Raw genomic sequence first — 14121 nt, 5'->3', positions numbered from 1 at the left:
GCCGCAGCCGCCCTTGCCCGAGAGTTTTGCCCGTCTGTTCAAAAGCGTACTCGCCAAATCCAAGTCATGAAGAAAAGCCCCTCTTTGCTGCTGGGCGGTCTGTTCGCGCTGGTGCCTGTTCTGGCCGACGCAGCCGGTCTGCCCATGATGAACAGCAGTCCCGCGCCCGGTGGCGGTCAGAACTATTCCCTGTCCTTGCAGATGCTGCTGTTTATGACCGGGCTGTCGTTTATCCCGGCCATGGCGCTGATGATGACTTCGTTTACCCGCATCATCATCGTGCTGTCACTGCTCAGGCAGGCACTGGGCACCATGCAGTCGCCGCCCAACCAGGTTCTGGTGGGGCTGTCCTTATTTTTGACCCTGTTTATCATGGGGCCGACGCTGGATCAGGTGTACCAGAAGGCGTGGGTGCCGTTTTCCGACGACAAGATCAGCATGATGCAGGCGGCCGACGAGGCCGCCCGGCCGATGAAGGCCTTTATGTTGTCACAGACGCGTGAAAAGGATCTGGCTTTCTTTATCGAGGTGTCGCGCTCGCCGGCACCAGCGAGCCCGGCCGATATCTCCCTTAAGACGCTGGTGCCGGCTTATGTGATCAGCGAGCTGAAGACGGCTTTCCAGATCGGTTTTATGATCTTTATCCCGTTTTTGATTATCGATCTGGTGGTCGCCAGTATCCTGATGGCGATGGGGATGATGATGGTGTCGCCGGTGATTATTTCCTTGCCGTTCAAAATCATGTTGTTCGTTCTGGTCGACGGCTGGACGCTGGTATTGGGTTCGCTGGTACAGAGTTTTGCCCAGCGTTAAGCGCAAGGAGAGGATATGAGTCCGGAACTGGTCATCAATCTGGTGCAGCAGGCGCTGTTTACCCTGATTATTGTCTCGGCGCCCGTATTGGGCGTGTCTTTGCTGGTGGGTTTGCTGGTGAGCATCCTGCAGGCGGCCACCCAGATCAATGAAATGACCCTGACCTTCATTCCCAAGCTGATGGCGCTGTTTCTGGTGCTGCTCTTGGCCGGACCATGGATGCTGAATACCATGATGGACTTCACCATTCGCCTGTATCAAAGCATTCCCGGCGCGATCGGTTAAGGCAAGATGGCGGCCAGTCTCGTTATTTCCGATCTGCAGATCAATGCGCTGGTCAGCTTCTTTGTCTGGCCGTTTGCCCGCATTCTGGGCTTGATGCTGTCCGAACCCATCTTCTCCTCGCGCAGTATTCCGCGCCGCTTCAAAGGCGGTTTTGCCCTGATCCTGACCGTACTGGTTGCGCCCTTATTGCCCCCCATGCCTGCCGTGCCCTTGGTTTCGGCCGAGGGTGTGGCTATTTTGCTCAACCAGCTTTTGATCGGCATTATGCTGGGCTTTGTCATGCGCATCGTGATGACGGCGATGGAAATGGCAGGCATGATTGCCAGTGCGCAGATGGGTCTGGGTTTTGCCATGTTCTTCGACCCGCAGCATTCGGCCTCGGTGCCGGCCTTGTCGCGGGTACTGTCCATGTTTGTGACCTTGCTTTATCTGGCGCTAAACGGGCCGCAGATTGTGCTGTCGGTGCTGATAGACAGCTTTAATACGCTGCCGGTGGGGCAGGCGCTGCCAACGGACAGTCTGCAGGCGCTGGCGGTGTGGGGCGGGCATATCTTTAGCTGGGGCTTGTGGCTGTCGTTGCCGGTGGTGGCGGCGCTGTTGGTGACCAACCTTGCCATCGGCGTGATGACGCGTGCAGCGCCGCAGTTCAACATCTTTGCCTTCGGCTTTCCGCTCACGCTGATGATAGGTTTTATCGCGCTGTATCTGGCCGTGCCCTTGATGGTGCCGGCGATTGAAACCATCTATCAGCAGTCTTTCGGCCTGATGCGCAGCCTATTGCAAGCCGCGCCGGTGGCTGCGCCCTAAGCGGCTTTTTGCTAGAATCCGGCATCTACAGGATTTTTTGTTACCACAATCCGGGGGCTTGCGTCCGGATTTACGCATACCGAGGCAACTATGGCAGGTCACAGCAAATGGGCAAACATCCAGCACCGCAAGGGTAGGCAGGATGCCCGGCGCGGCAAGATCTTTACCCGCCTGATCAAGGAAATCACCGTAGCCGCCAAAATGGGCGGCGGCGATCTGGCAACCAACCCGCGCTTGCGTCTGGCGGTGGACAAGGCCAAGTCCGAGTCCATGCCCAAGGACAATATCGAGAATGCGATCAAGCGCGGCACGGGTTCGCTTGATGGTGTGAACTATGAAGAGTGCCGTTATGAAGGTTACGGTATCGGCGGTGCGGCGGTGATGGTGGATTGCCTGACCGACAACAAGACCCGTACCGTGGCTGATGTGCGCCATGCCTTCTCCAAGTATGGCGGCAATATGGGTACCGATGGCTGTGTGGCCTTCCAGTTCACCCACTGCGGCTATATGCTGTTTGCGCCGGGTACCGATGAAGACGCACTGATGGAAGCGGCGCTGGAAGCCGGTGCTGACGATGTGGTCAGCAACGAAGACGGCTCGATCGAAGTGATTACCGCGCCTTACGAGTTCTCCGACATCCAGGCGGCGCTGCTGGACAAGGGCTTCAAGTCGGAAATGGGCGAAGTGACCATGCGCCCGCAAAATGAAACCGTCCTTGCCGGTGATGACGCCATCCGTATGCAGAAGCTTTTGGATGCGCTGGAAGATCTGGATGATGTGCAGGAGGTTTACACCTCGGCCGAGCTGGAAGACTAAGCCGGTTTCTCATGATCCAAGACAAGGCTTGCCTGAGGGCAAGCCTTGTCTTTATCCGGAAGGGCCGCCATGCCATCGCTTCGCATGACGCACCTGTTTATGCTGCTGAGTCTGCTGTGGTGGGGATTCAGCCTGTATATGCTGCTTAAACCCGCTGGCACCGAGCCTTCGCTTATCCCGTATTTCGACAAGATCGGCCATTTTTCCCTGTTTGCTACACAGGCGGTCTTGTTGCGCCTTGCCTTGCCGCAACAGGCGTGGCCGCGCTTATTGCTGATGCTGGCCTTGTGGGCCGTGCTGTCGGAAACCTTGCAGGGCATGTTGACCACGGACCGCTCGCCGGAGCTGGCGGATGCTGGCGCCGATATTCTGGGCTCGGCCACGGCGCTATGGGCGGTACGCATGCTGCGGTGTACACTTTCGTCATCTTTGCGGCGCAAAAAATAGCGCCGGCCTGAATCTATTTGCAGGGGGCACCATGTATTCGAATCATGTACGCCGGCGTGCGACTTTGATGGCGCGGCTGGAAGGGGGCGTAGCGGTGCTGCCGACCGCGCCCGAAGTGCTGCGCAATGCCGACAATCCCTATCCTTACCGTCCTGATAGCCATTTTCTGTACCTGACCGGCTTTACCGAGCCGGAGGCGGTGCTGGTGCTGGATGGCCGCGCCGGGCGCACCATTTTGTTTTGTCGCGACAAAGACGAGGCCAATGAAATCTGGAACGGACACCGTTACGGGCCTTCTGCCGCGTGCGAAGCCTTCGGCTTTGACGAAGCCTATCCGATTAGCGAACTGGATCAGCGCCTGCCCGATATTCTGTCCGGACAAAGCTGCTTGTATTGGCCCTTGGGGCGTCAGGCCGGCTTTGATGCGCGCATCGCGAAGGCGCTGGAGGTTGTGCGTGCGCGCGCTCGCAGCGCTGACATGCCGCCAGCCCGTTTTGGTGATATTTTGGCCTTGCTGGATGAAATGCGCCTGATCAAGGATGACTTCGAAATCGCTGCCTTGCGTCACGCCGGGCGCATTTCCGCGGATGGGCATATCGCTGCGATGCGTGCCACGCGCCCCGGGCTATACGAGTATCAGGTCGAGGCCGAGCTGCTGGCCGTTTTCTGCCGCAACGGCGCACGACAGCCGGCGTATGAAAGCATCGTCGCCGCTGGCGCCAATGCCTGTACCTTGCATTACGTCGGCAATCACAGCCGGCTGGATGATGGTGCGCTGCTGCTGATCGATGCCGGTTGCGAGTTCTCCGCTTACGCCGGCGATATCACGCGCACCTTTCCGGTCAATGGCCGCTTTAGCGGTGCGCAGCGCGATGTCTACGAAATCGTGCTTGCGGCCCAGCTTGCGGCCATTGCCAGCATCCGGCCCGGTGTGCGGCTGAATGTGCCGGGCGATGCGGCACTCGCGGTGCTGGCGCAAGGGCTGATCGATCTGGGCTTGCTCACGGGTAGCGTGGACGGGGTGATCGAGTCCGGTGCCTACCGGCGCTTTTACATGCACGGCATCGGCCACTTTATCGGGCTGGATGTGCATGATGTGGGTGCGCGCAAGCTGGACGGGCAATGGCGCACGCTGGAAGAGGGCATGTGTACCACGGTCGAGCCGGGGCTGTATATCCGCGCGGCCGATGATATTCCGCTTGCGCTACACAATATCGGCATCCGCATCGAGGATGATGTGCTGGTCACCCGCAAGGGGCACGAGGTTTACACCGACAGCGTGCCCAAGCAGATTGCCGAAATCGAAGCACTGATGGAGAGGCTATGACGCACGCCGATGTGATCGTGGTCGGTGCCGGGCCGGTGGGCGCACTCGCCGCCTTGCGTCTGGCACGGGATGGGCGGCGCGTGCTGATGATAGAAGCGCGCGCTGCTGGCGAGACTGTGCGCGATGCGCGGGCGCTGGCGCTGTCCTGGGCCAGTCGCGCGCTGTTGGCCGAGGTCGGTGCTTTTCCAGACAGTGTGCCGGTGTCGATGATTGATACCGTGCATGTCTCGCAGCAGGGACGCATGGGGCGCACGCGCATCAGCCGCGATGATCTGGCCTTGCCGCATCTGGGCGTGGTGGTCGATTATCCGGCATTGACCTGCGCGCTGGCCGGGGTGCTGGAAGAGGCCGGGGTTACGGTGCGCTGGCAGTCGCGGGTCTGCAAAATCAACACGCTGGCGCGCTATGCCACGGTGACGCTGGATAGTGGCGAGCTACTCAGTGCGCGCCTGCTGGTGCTGGCCGATGGTGGCAGCTTGGCCGAAACCCTGCCCGGCATCCGTCGCCATGTGCACGACTATGTGCAAAGCGCGCTTTTGGCGCAGGTTGAATTTGAAGAAGCGCCGGCCGGCGTTGCTTTCGAGCGCTTTGCCGATGCGGGGCCGCTGGCCTTATTGCCGCATGCCGGCGGCTATATGCTGGTGTGGACGCGCACAAGCGACGATGCTTTGCGTCTGCAAAGTGCTGCGCCTGAGGTGCTGGCGGCCGAATTGCAGCAGGCGTTTGGCGAACGCCTAGGGCGGATTGTCGGCGTAGGTGAGCGTGCGCTGTTTCCGCTGGCACTGCGCCAGTTGAACCGGGTCACGGCGAGTCGCGTGGTGATGATAGGTAATGCGGCGCAAACCATGCACCCGGTCGCCGCCCAGGGGCTGAATCTGGGGCTGCGCGATGCAGCGCAACTGGCCGACAGTCTAAAAGGCGCAGCCGATCCGGGCGAAGTGGCGGGGTTGGCGGCTTATGCCTGCGCGCGCAAGCGTGACAGCCACGCTGTAGTTGGTTTTACCCATGGCCTGATCCGGCTGTTTGACGGCTCGTCCACCTTGACCGGCGCGCTGCGCGGTGCCGGGATGATGACGCTGGATGCCATCCCGCCTTTGCGCCGGCGTTTTGCCGGCCATCTGGTTTTCGGAGTATGAAATGAGCGGACAACGCAGTGATGTGATCATTGTCGGTGGTGGTCTGGTGGGGGCCGCCAGCGCCCTGGCGCTGACGCGCGCCGGGCGGCGCGTGGTGTTGATAGAGGGCCGGTTGCCTGACTTTTCGGCACTGGAGCAGGGCTGGGATGCGCGCATTTATGCGGTCAGCCCGGCCAATCGCGTCTTTCTAGAGCGTCTGAATGCCTGGCCGGATGGCAGCAGGATAGGCACGATCAGCGCCATGGATGTATGCGGAGATGCCGGTGGCCGCATCGCCTTTCACGCCTCCGATGCGGGCGCCGAGGCCTTGGCCTGGATTGCCGAAAACCGCTGGCTGCTGGCCGCCTTGTGGCGCGAGCTTGAAGTGGCGGGAATTGAAGTGGTGTCGGGCGTGCGCCCTGTGGCTTTGCATAGCAATGCGTCCGAGGCCAGCTTGCAGCTGGATGATGGCAGCACGCGCCGTGCCGCGCTGATTGTCGGTGCCGATGGCGCCAACTCCTGGGTGCGCGAAGCCTGTGCCATCAAGGCCGCCATCAAGCCCTATGGCCAAAGCGGTGTGGTGGCCAATTTTGCCTGCGAAAAGCCGCATCAGGGTGTGGCTCGGCAGTGGTTTGACGGCACCAGCATTCTCGCGTGGCTACCGATGGCGGGCGCGCGCATTTCCATGGTGTGGTCGAGCCCGGACCCGGATGCGCTATTGGCACTGTCGCCGGACGATCTTGCTGAGCTGGTCGCCGCAGCTGGCGGCCATGCCTTGGGCAAGCTTGAATTGCTGGCGCCGGCGGCGGCTTTTCCGCTACGCCTGATCCAGCCCGAAGCGGTCATTGCCCCACGGGTTGCGCTGGTGGGCGATGCGGCGCATACCGTGCATCCATTGGCCGGGCAGGGCGTCAACCTGGGCTTTCAGGATGCGGCGGTACTGGCCGAACTATTGGCTGGTGGCGGTGATGCCGGAGAGTGGCTGACGCTGCGCCGTTATGAAAGATCGCGGCGCGAGGCGGTGCGTACCATGCAGCACACCTGCGATGGCCTGTTTACCCTGTTTCACCAGCTGGATAAGCCGCTCTTGGGCTGGCTGCGTAATGCCGGGCTGTCGCTGACCCATAAACTGCCGCTGGTCAAACGGGAACTCGCCCGTCGCGCCATCGGTTTTTGATACTGTTTGATAAGGTTGAACTGAATGAAACGTGTATTTCGCTTGTTGCCTGTCGTGGCTTTGCTGACTCCCTTGCTGGCTTGTTCGGCCACCAATGCTTCGGATAATCCCGATGCGGTGAAAAAGGCCTTCAAGGCGCGCTTTCCCGACCGTGAAGTAGTCAGCGTGGCCGAGAGCCCGGTCAAGAATCTGTTCGAGGTGGTGATCAAGGGACAGAATCGCGGGCGCGATGTCTATAGCGTGGTGTATAGCGATGCTAAGGCCGACTACTTGCTGGTCGGTGACCTGATTGATGCCAAGGCGCGCAACAGCCTGACCGAGGCGCGTATGGAGACGCTCAACAAGGTCAGCATTGATGTCAGCAAATTGCCGCTGAACAAGGCGATCAAGGATGTGCGCGGCAACGGCAGCCGCCAGCTGGTGGTGTTCTCCGATCCGGATTGCCCGTTTTGCAAACAGCTGGAACGTGAGAGCATCGCCAAGCTGGATAATGTAACGGTTTACACCTTCTTGCTGCCGCTGGCGCAATTGCATCCGGATGCCGAGCGCAAGTCGCGCGCCATCTGGTGTAGCGAAAACCCGGCCAAGACCTGGGCTGGTTTTATGCGTGAAGGCAAGGCCTTGCCGGATAAGGTCAATTGCGACGCGCCGCTTGCCGAGGTCGCTGCCCTTGCTGAAAAGTTTGGCATTTCCGGTACGCCGGCGCTGATTTTCGCCAATGGTGATCTGGTGCCCGGCGCGATTCCTGTCGCCGAAATCGAAAAACGCCTGTCGGCCAAGAAGTAAGCCGCCATGTCTTGGAAAACGGCCGGATTGCCGTTGGCACTGGGTTTGTCGGTGCTGCTGCATCTGGCCGTTTTGCTTTTGGCGTACACGCCTGCCCCTCCGTCCGTGGGCAGGCCCTTGCAGGTCGGCTTGCTCGCTCCCGTCGCCAGCCCTGCCAAGCCCTTGCTTGCGCCCATTCCTGCTTTGCCTGCGCCAGAGGCCAAGCCCGTACTGTCATCAGCGTCCATTTCGCAGGCCCCAGCATTGGTGGCGAACTCCATGCCGATGCCGGCCCCGGCCGAGATGGTGAGTGCCCCGTTGCCTGAGCTTGCCGCCTTGCCGATTGATGTGGAGATGGCAGCGCCAGCGGACACCGTATTTGGCCTCTTGCCGCAAGCCGGGGATGAGAGCCAGATGCTGGGCTGGAATGTTTATGTGCCGGCCCGTCTACTGGATGGCCCTTCCTTGCCGCTGGAAGAAATCCTGCTGCCTGAACCGGATGAAGAGGGCGCAGGCTCGGGAGAGATGGCCGAGGCCGAGATCAGGGTTTACGTTAATGAGCGAGGCGAGGTGGATGGGGTGGATATTGTGCGCTCCGAGCCGCCTGGGGTGCTGGACGATATCGCGCGCGCGGCATTTTCCCTGGCGCGTTTTGAGCCGGGTATGCAGCAAGGGCGTGCGGTGCGGCACTACAAGCGTATTGTCATTAATAAGATGCTGTAAGGCCAAAGATTCGGGTAAGATGGCAGCAAGCCTTCATAGAGCGGCTGTTGTTGCTAACCACTGCGTCAAGTACGAGCGCAAACACTACGAGGAACTATCATGTCCGATTTGCAGACCCTGTTCGCCCAAGCCCAGCAAGACGTTACCTCCCTGGCCGAGCGCCCGGATAACGCAGCCATGCTGCAGCTGTATTCCTTGTTCAAGCAAGCGACGAGCGGTGACGTAACTGGCGAGCGTCCGGGAATGATGGATTTTGTTGCCCGTGCCAAATTCGATGCATGGGAAAAATTCAAGGGCCTGAGCGCCGACGAAGCCATGCAGAAATATATCGATCTGGTCGCTGAACTGAAGGCCTGATTGTCACGCCTGCGTGCGCTTGCCCGCCACCCCCGATAAGGGGCTGGCGGGTTTTTCTTGCCTGACGCTCAAGAAGGCGGTGCTATTGTGGTGTTCTTGAGTTACGGATGATGACGCCATGCCTGCACCCATGCCAGATCGCGGTTTAAGTTCGGCCAAGGCCGCAGCCTTGCTGCAGCGCTATGGCTACAACGAGTTGGCTACCGACCAGCGTCGGACCTTGTTGCATATCGTGCGGGAAGTTGCCTGCGAGCCTATGTTCTTGCTGCTTTTGGCGGCAGGCGGTCTCTATTTTCTGACCGGCGACCGGCATGAGGCGCTGATCCTGCTGGGCTTTGTCTGCGTGATTATTGCCGTGACCGTGGTGCAGGAGCGGCGTACCGAACACGCGCTGGCCGCACTGCGCGATTTATCCAGTCCGCGGGCACTGGCGCTGCGTGACGGGGTACCGCTACGCATTCCCGGGCGCGAAGTCGTGCCGGGCGACTTGTTGATGTTAAGCGAGGGTGACCGCGTGCCGGCTGATGCGCGCATTCTTGAGTCGCACGAACTGGCACTGGACGAGTCTTTGCTTAGCGGCGAATCGCTGACCGTATTCAAGCATGCGGCGGGTCAGGGCAGCGACGCGCAGGTTTTTGCCGGCACTTTATTAAGCTCGGGGCAGGCACTCATCGAGGTGTACGCCACTGGGCCGGCTACCGAACTTGGCCGTATCGGCAAGTCCTTGCAAGGTATAGACAGCGCCTCGCGCTCGCCCTTGCAGGGTGAAATTGCCGCTTTGACCCGGCGCCTGGCGCTGATAGGCGTGGGCCTGTGTCTGGTCTTGACGCTGCTGTTTATCTGGCTGCGCGGTGGCTATCTGGAAGGATTGCTGGCCGGGATTACGCTGGCCATGGGGATTTTGCCGCAGGAGTTTCCGGTCATTATGATCGTGTTTCTGGCCTTGGGCGCGCGGCGTCTGGTGGTGGCACGTGTGCTGACGCGACGCCTGTCCGCGATCGAGGCGCTGGGCTGTGCGACCGTTTTGTGCGTGGATAAAACCGGCACGCTGACGCAAAACCGCATGGCCGTGGCGGCGCTGGTTGTGGGCGATGAATGGCTGGATGTGCCTGATGCCGCGGCCTTGGCCGATCTGCCGGAAAGTTTTCATCCTTTGCTGGAGTATGCCGTCCTGGCAAGCGAAACCGAGCCGCACGACCCGATGGAGCGGGCATTTCATGCCTTGGCCAATACCTGTCTGGCCGGCACCGAGCATCTGCATCCCGATTGGCGTCTGGCGCACGAGTATGAACTCTCCCCCGAATTAATGGCGATGTCGCACCTGTGGCAAAGCCGCGAGTGCAGTGCCGATACCGTCGCCAGCAAGGGCGCACCCGAGGCGATTGCCGATCTGTGCCATTTGCCGCCGGCCATGCTGGATAAGGTGCTGGCGCAGGCGGCGCAACTGGCTGACCGTGGCTTGCGGGTTTTGGGTGTGGCATGTGCCCGCTACGATGGCCAGGCGTGGCCGGCGGGGCAACATGATTTCGATTTTGAATTTGTCGGCCTGATCGGCCTGGCGGATCCGCTGCGCGCCGAAGTGCCTGTTGCGGTCGCGCAATGCCATCAGGCGGGTATCCGTGTGCTGATGATGACGGGAGACCATCCGCGTACCGCGCGCGCAATTGCCTTGCAGGCCGGCTTGCCCGCCGGGCGCATACTGACCGGCAGCGAATTGCAGGCTTTGCCGGCGGCGCGTCTGCATGCCGAACTTGCCGAAGTCGATGTATTTGCCCGGGTGACGCCGCAGCAAAAGCTGCTGCTGGTTCAGGCTTTGCAGGCACAAGGCGAGCTGGTCGCCATGACCGGGGACGGGGTTAATGATGCACCGGCGCTCAAGGCGGCACATATCGGCATTGCCATGGGCAAGCGCGGCACCGATGTGGCGCGTGAGGCAGCTGCGCTTGTGTTGCTGGATGACGACTTTGCCGCCATTGTTGGCGCCATTCGCCTCGGGCGGCGCATTTTCAGCAATTTACGCCAGGCGATGATTTATACCCTGGCCGTGCATATCCCCATTATCGGCTTATCCATTGTGCCGGTGTTGCTGGGCATGCCGCTGGTGCTGGCGCCTTTGCACATTGCTTTTTTGGAGTTGGTGATAGACCCGGCCTGTTCCGTGGTGTTTGAAGCCGACAAAGGCAGCCCGCATTTGATGGCGCAAGCGCCGCGCCGTCAGGGCGATCCATTACTGTCTTCGCGCCAGTTGGTGCTGAGCCTGAGTCTTGGGGGCTTGGCGACGCTGATGGTGATTGCTTTATATGGGGTATTGCTCGCGCAAGCCACGGCGGTGGACGAGGCGCGCACCTTGGCGTTTGCCGCTTTGCTGCTGCTCAATTCGGTGCTGATTTTCAGCAGCCGCTCATCCGGGCCGCAGTGGATGCAGGCTTTTGCCGGGCTTAGCCCGGTGACGTACTGGGTATTGTCGGCGAGTTTGACTGCGCTATTGGCCATCTGCCTGATTCCTGCGCTAGCCAGTCCCTTTGGTTTTGTTGCGCCCTCGCTCGCCGGCTGGCTGGGCGTATGCGTATTAGGCTTGGCAGGGTTTTGGGGTTTCGAGTCGGTCAAGCTCTTGTTGCAGTGGCGCTGGGGCTAAGTGCATAGCGTGTGGTGCTGTGCCTGCCTTTAGTTGTTGTGAAGCGTTTTTGCAGATAGATAGCCTGCCGGTTTTTGCCGGGCGCGAGTGGTGGATGTGCCGGCAGCGAAGATGGGTGAACGACCGTGAAAATATAATGCCGTACTCATTTCTTTTATATAGAATGGCTAGCTAAATCAATAGGTTTAATAAAATAAAAGGGAGAAGAAATGGCATATTTTTGGCGGGTTTATACCTTGATAGAACGTACATTCTGGTTCTCCCTCGGTCGAAAATTATGTAGTTTTTTCTTCATCAGCCTGCTGCAGCTCGGTCTGGTGGTATACGTTTACTTTGCACTTGAAGATATCCGGCAGTTGCTTTCTGCTGCCGGCATTCCTGCTGCGACAATGCTGGAAATCAATGCCGTTCTGGGGTGGACCTTGTGGTGGTCGCTGGGACTCTGGGGCTTATGTTTTGTTTTTATCGGCTTTATGGTCTGGTATCTGCGTTATCTGATTGTCCGGCCGCTCAAGACGATCATCCATATTCTTCGTGATATAGGTGCAGGAGAGGGTGATCTTTCCGGGGAAATCCCTGCGTCGACCTATGACGAAATCCGTGATCTGTCCGAGGCGCATAACCAGTTTTTGCGGAAAATGCGTGAAATCATCGGAAAGGTGCAGCAAAAGACGATACATATCGCGATAGATTCGGTGCGCTCCCGTATCAATATGGCGGACTCTCTGGCGGTAGCCAAGCGTCAGGATGCGCTGACAGCCGAAGTGAGAGCGGTCAGTGAAAAGACATCGGATGGCATTCATCAGGTTTCTGGCGAAACGCAACATATTTCGGCCAGTACCAGCGATAACCTGCAGGTTGCGCGCGAGTCTTACGCCGAGTTATGTGCCGTTGCGGCAACGATAGGGGCGATCAGTAGCAAGGTTGAGCGTTTTAATCAGACCGTGACTGACCTGAGTCAGCGTTCGGTCAGCATCAAGGATATTGTCGGGCTGATTAAGGATGTTTCCGATCAGACCAATTTACTGGCGTTAAATGCGGCAATCGAAGCTGCTCGTGCAGGAGAGAGCGGACGCGGCTTTGCCGTGGTGGCAGATGAAGTGCGCAAACTGGCGGAAAAGGTCAAGCTTGCAACCGATGAAATTTCCGGCAATATCGACGGTATGCTGCAGCGGGTCGGTGAGACCGAGGACGAAACCGGACAGATCTGCCGGGATACCGGGGCCGCCTTGCTTGTAGTAGGTAAGGCATCGGAGCATTTCGGCAAGATGGTTGTCGATTTTGAGCGTGCAGCCAGCGGTTTATCCGGCATTGCCGCGACCATGGAGTGCTTTGCTGTCAGCAACCAGCAAGTCAATCAGAATGTGCAGGTGGTCAATGAGCTAAGCCAGCAGGTCAGTGCTCAGCTTAAACAGTCAAGCGATGTGTCCCGCCAGTTGTCGGGAGAGGCGGAGGAGATTCAGGAACTGGTGTCGCGTTTTGTCTTGGGAGAGGGCGCGCTGGATCATATCAGCCAGCAGAGTAAAGGCTTGCGTAATCGTTTGCAGGATATGCTGGAGCTCTGGCGTAGTCAGGGCTTGAATGTGAGTGACAGCCATTATGTGCCGGTGGCTGGCTCTTCGCCCCCTAAATACCATACCTCATATGATGGTGCTGTCGAGGCGGATATACAGCCGTTGCTGGATCAGATCGTGCGCAGCAATCAGGGCGTGATCTATAGCGTGCTGGTAGATGGCAATGGTTATGCGCCTACGCATAACTCGTTTTATTCCAAAGCGCCAACCGGCGATGCGGCCAGGGATTTGCTGTATAGCCGCGATAAGCGTTTATTCAATGACCCGGTTGGTATTCGCTCTGCCCGCAATACGCAATCGATGTTGCTGCAAACTTATGCGCGCGATACCGGTGAGATTTTGTCCGAGATAGCCTTGCCTGTGCAATTGAATGGGCGGCATTGGGGGGCGTTGCGCCTGGGTTTTGATCCGCAGCAGCTATTGAAGTAGAAAACGGCGCTGGCGAAGATTGCGGGGTATTGAAAAAGAGCGGCACATGCAAAGATGCAGTGCCGCTCTTTTTATCAGATTGCCAGTGTGACGATGCCAAGCACGGCAAACAGGCTGGCCGCTACGCGGTGGACGATATGCTTGGGGAGCTTGCGCGCCGCCACTTCACCCAGTAATACAGCGGGGACATTGGCTATCATCATGCCCAGCGTCGTTCCGACAACGACCATAAACAGGTCGTGATAGCGGGCGCTTAGCGCAACGGTGGCAATTTGGGTTTTGTCGCCCATTTCGGCGAGAAAGAAAGCGATGAGTGTTGCGCCGAATACACCAAAACGATCCAGCAGTTTGGTGTCGTCATCCAGTTTGTCTGGAATCAGCATCCAGACCGCCATGGCAATGAATGAGCCGCCCAGTATCCAGCGCAAGGTGTCGGCCCCGAAGAAGCCGGTAATCCATGTGCCTAATGCGGCGGCACCTGCATGGTTGAGGATGGTAGCAACAAAAATACCGAGAATAATGGGGATTGGTTTTTTGTAGCGGGCAGCGATCAAGAGTGCCAGCAGTTGGGTCTTGTCGCCGATTTCGGCAAGCGCCACGATGCCGGTGGAGAAAAACAGAGCTTCCATGAGAGATCCTAAGGGGCTGCAGACAAGCCATGACGCAGCCGCGCGGCAGCCCCTGAACGGGCGCGCGGTACGTCATGGGTCTTGCCAAACCTTCTCAGGTCGCACATGCCATGGCTGTTAAGCCAAGTGTGTTGACATGCACCGGTGCTGTCCCGCACCGAGGCTACTCCCCCAGAGTCGGCGCATGATAAAGCAATTTAATCGTGCTATCAAGCTGCCGTT

At 59.0% G+C, this 14121-nt stretch carries 14 protein-coding genes and 1 riboswitch; of the genes, 13 read left to right on the top strand and 1 reads right to left on the bottom strand.

What is annotated here, in order from left to right; translation table 11 throughout:
- Positions 1–66: 66 nt before the first annotated feature.
- The 13 genes from fliP to EGI20_RS04195 all read left to right on the top strand — a co-directional run bounded on the left by fliP (position 67) and on the right by EGI20_RS04195 (position 13270).
- Entirely contained in the window at positions 67–813 is a 747-nt protein-coding gene (fliP, locus tag EGI20_RS04255) for a flagellar type III secretion system pore protein FliP (RefSeq protein WP_498629910.1), read from the top strand.
- Between the two features lie 15 nt (positions 814–828).
- A complete protein-coding gene (fliQ, locus tag EGI20_RS04250) occupies positions 829–1098 on the top strand; it encodes a flagellar biosynthesis protein FliQ (RefSeq protein WP_498629908.1) in 270 nt (89 codons plus the stop codon).
- A gap of 6 nt (positions 1099–1104) precedes the next feature.
- Positions 1105–1905 (top strand): flagellar biosynthetic protein FliR, encoded by an 801-nt coding sequence (gene fliR, locus EGI20_RS04245; RefSeq protein ID WP_498629906.1) that lies wholly within the window; start codon positions 1105–1107, stop codon positions 1903–1905.
- A gap of 90 nt (positions 1906–1995) precedes the next feature.
- Positions 1996–2721 carry a YebC/PmpR family DNA-binding transcriptional regulator gene (locus EGI20_RS04240; RefSeq protein WP_498629904.1) on the top strand — a complete coding sequence of 242 codons (726 nt, stop codon included), beginning with the start codon at positions 1996–1998 and terminating at the stop codon, positions 2719–2721.
- A gap of 69 nt (positions 2722–2790) precedes the next feature.
- The gene (locus tag EGI20_RS04235) at positions 2791–3168 is read left to right on the top strand and encodes a VanZ family protein (protein WP_498629902.1); all 378 of its coding nucleotides are present in this window, start codon (positions 2791–2793) and stop codon (positions 3166–3168) included.
- A gap of 31 nt (positions 3169–3199) precedes the next feature.
- Complete coding sequence (locus EGI20_RS04230; RefSeq protein WP_498629900.1) at positions 3200–4495, top strand: aminopeptidase P N-terminal domain-containing protein; 1296 nt, start codon at positions 3200–3202, stop codon at positions 4493–4495.
- Positions 4492–5631, top strand: coding sequence for an FAD-dependent oxidoreductase (locus tag EGI20_RS04225; RefSeq protein ID WP_498629898.1), 1140 nt, complete (start codon positions 4492–4494; stop codon positions 5629–5631). The genes EGI20_RS04230 and EGI20_RS04225 overlap by 4 nt, the downstream gene beginning before the upstream one ends.
- Position 5632: 1 nt before the next feature.
- The gene (locus EGI20_RS04220) at positions 5633–6787 is read left to right on the top strand and encodes a UbiH/UbiF family hydroxylase (RefSeq protein ID WP_498629896.1); all 1155 of its coding nucleotides are present in this window, start codon (positions 5633–5635) and stop codon (positions 6785–6787) included.
- 24 nt (positions 6788–6811) lie between these two features.
- A complete protein-coding gene (locus EGI20_RS04215) occupies positions 6812–7573 on the top strand; it encodes a DsbC family protein (protein ID WP_498629894.1) in 762 nt (253 codons plus the stop codon).
- 6 nt (positions 7574–7579) lie between these two features.
- Positions 7580–8275, top strand: a complete 696-nt coding sequence (locus tag EGI20_RS04210) for an energy transducer TonB (protein ID WP_498629892.1) — start codon at positions 7580–7582, stop codon at positions 8273–8275.
- Between the two features lie 99 nt (positions 8276–8374).
- On the top strand, positions 8375–8632 hold the full coding sequence (locus EGI20_RS04205; protein ID WP_498629890.1) for an acyl-CoA-binding protein: 258 nt from the start codon (positions 8375–8377) through the stop codon (positions 8630–8632).
- Between the two features lie 118 nt (positions 8633–8750).
- Complete coding sequence (locus EGI20_RS04200) at positions 8751–11267, top strand: cation-translocating P-type ATPase (protein WP_498629888.1); 2517 nt, start codon at positions 8751–8753, stop codon at positions 11265–11267.
- Positions 11268–11476: 209 nt separating this feature from the next.
- The gene (locus EGI20_RS04195; RefSeq protein WP_498629886.1) at positions 11477–13270 is read left to right on the top strand and encodes a methyl-accepting chemotaxis protein; all 1794 of its coding nucleotides are present in this window, start codon (positions 11477–11479) and stop codon (positions 13268–13270) included.
- A 74-nt stretch (positions 13271–13344) separates the two neighbouring features.
- On the opposite strand, the gene EGI20_RS04190 is transcribed toward EGI20_RS04195, so the two are convergent.
- Positions 13345–13899: a TMEM165/GDT1 family protein gene (locus EGI20_RS04190; protein ID WP_124736554.1), complete on the bottom strand. Its 555-nt coding sequence runs from the start codon at positions 13897–13899 to the stop codon at positions 13345–13347.
- 4 nt (positions 13900–13903) lie between these two features.
- Positions 13904–14077: riboswitch (yybP-ykoY riboswitch) on the bottom strand.
- Positions 14078–14121 lie beyond the last annotated feature (44 nt).

The sequence above is a fragment of the Aquitalea sp. S1-19 genome (genome assembly GCF_024343515.1).
Note: the sequence above shows the minus strand (reverse complement) of the source record. Positions and strands in the feature narration are given on the sequence as shown.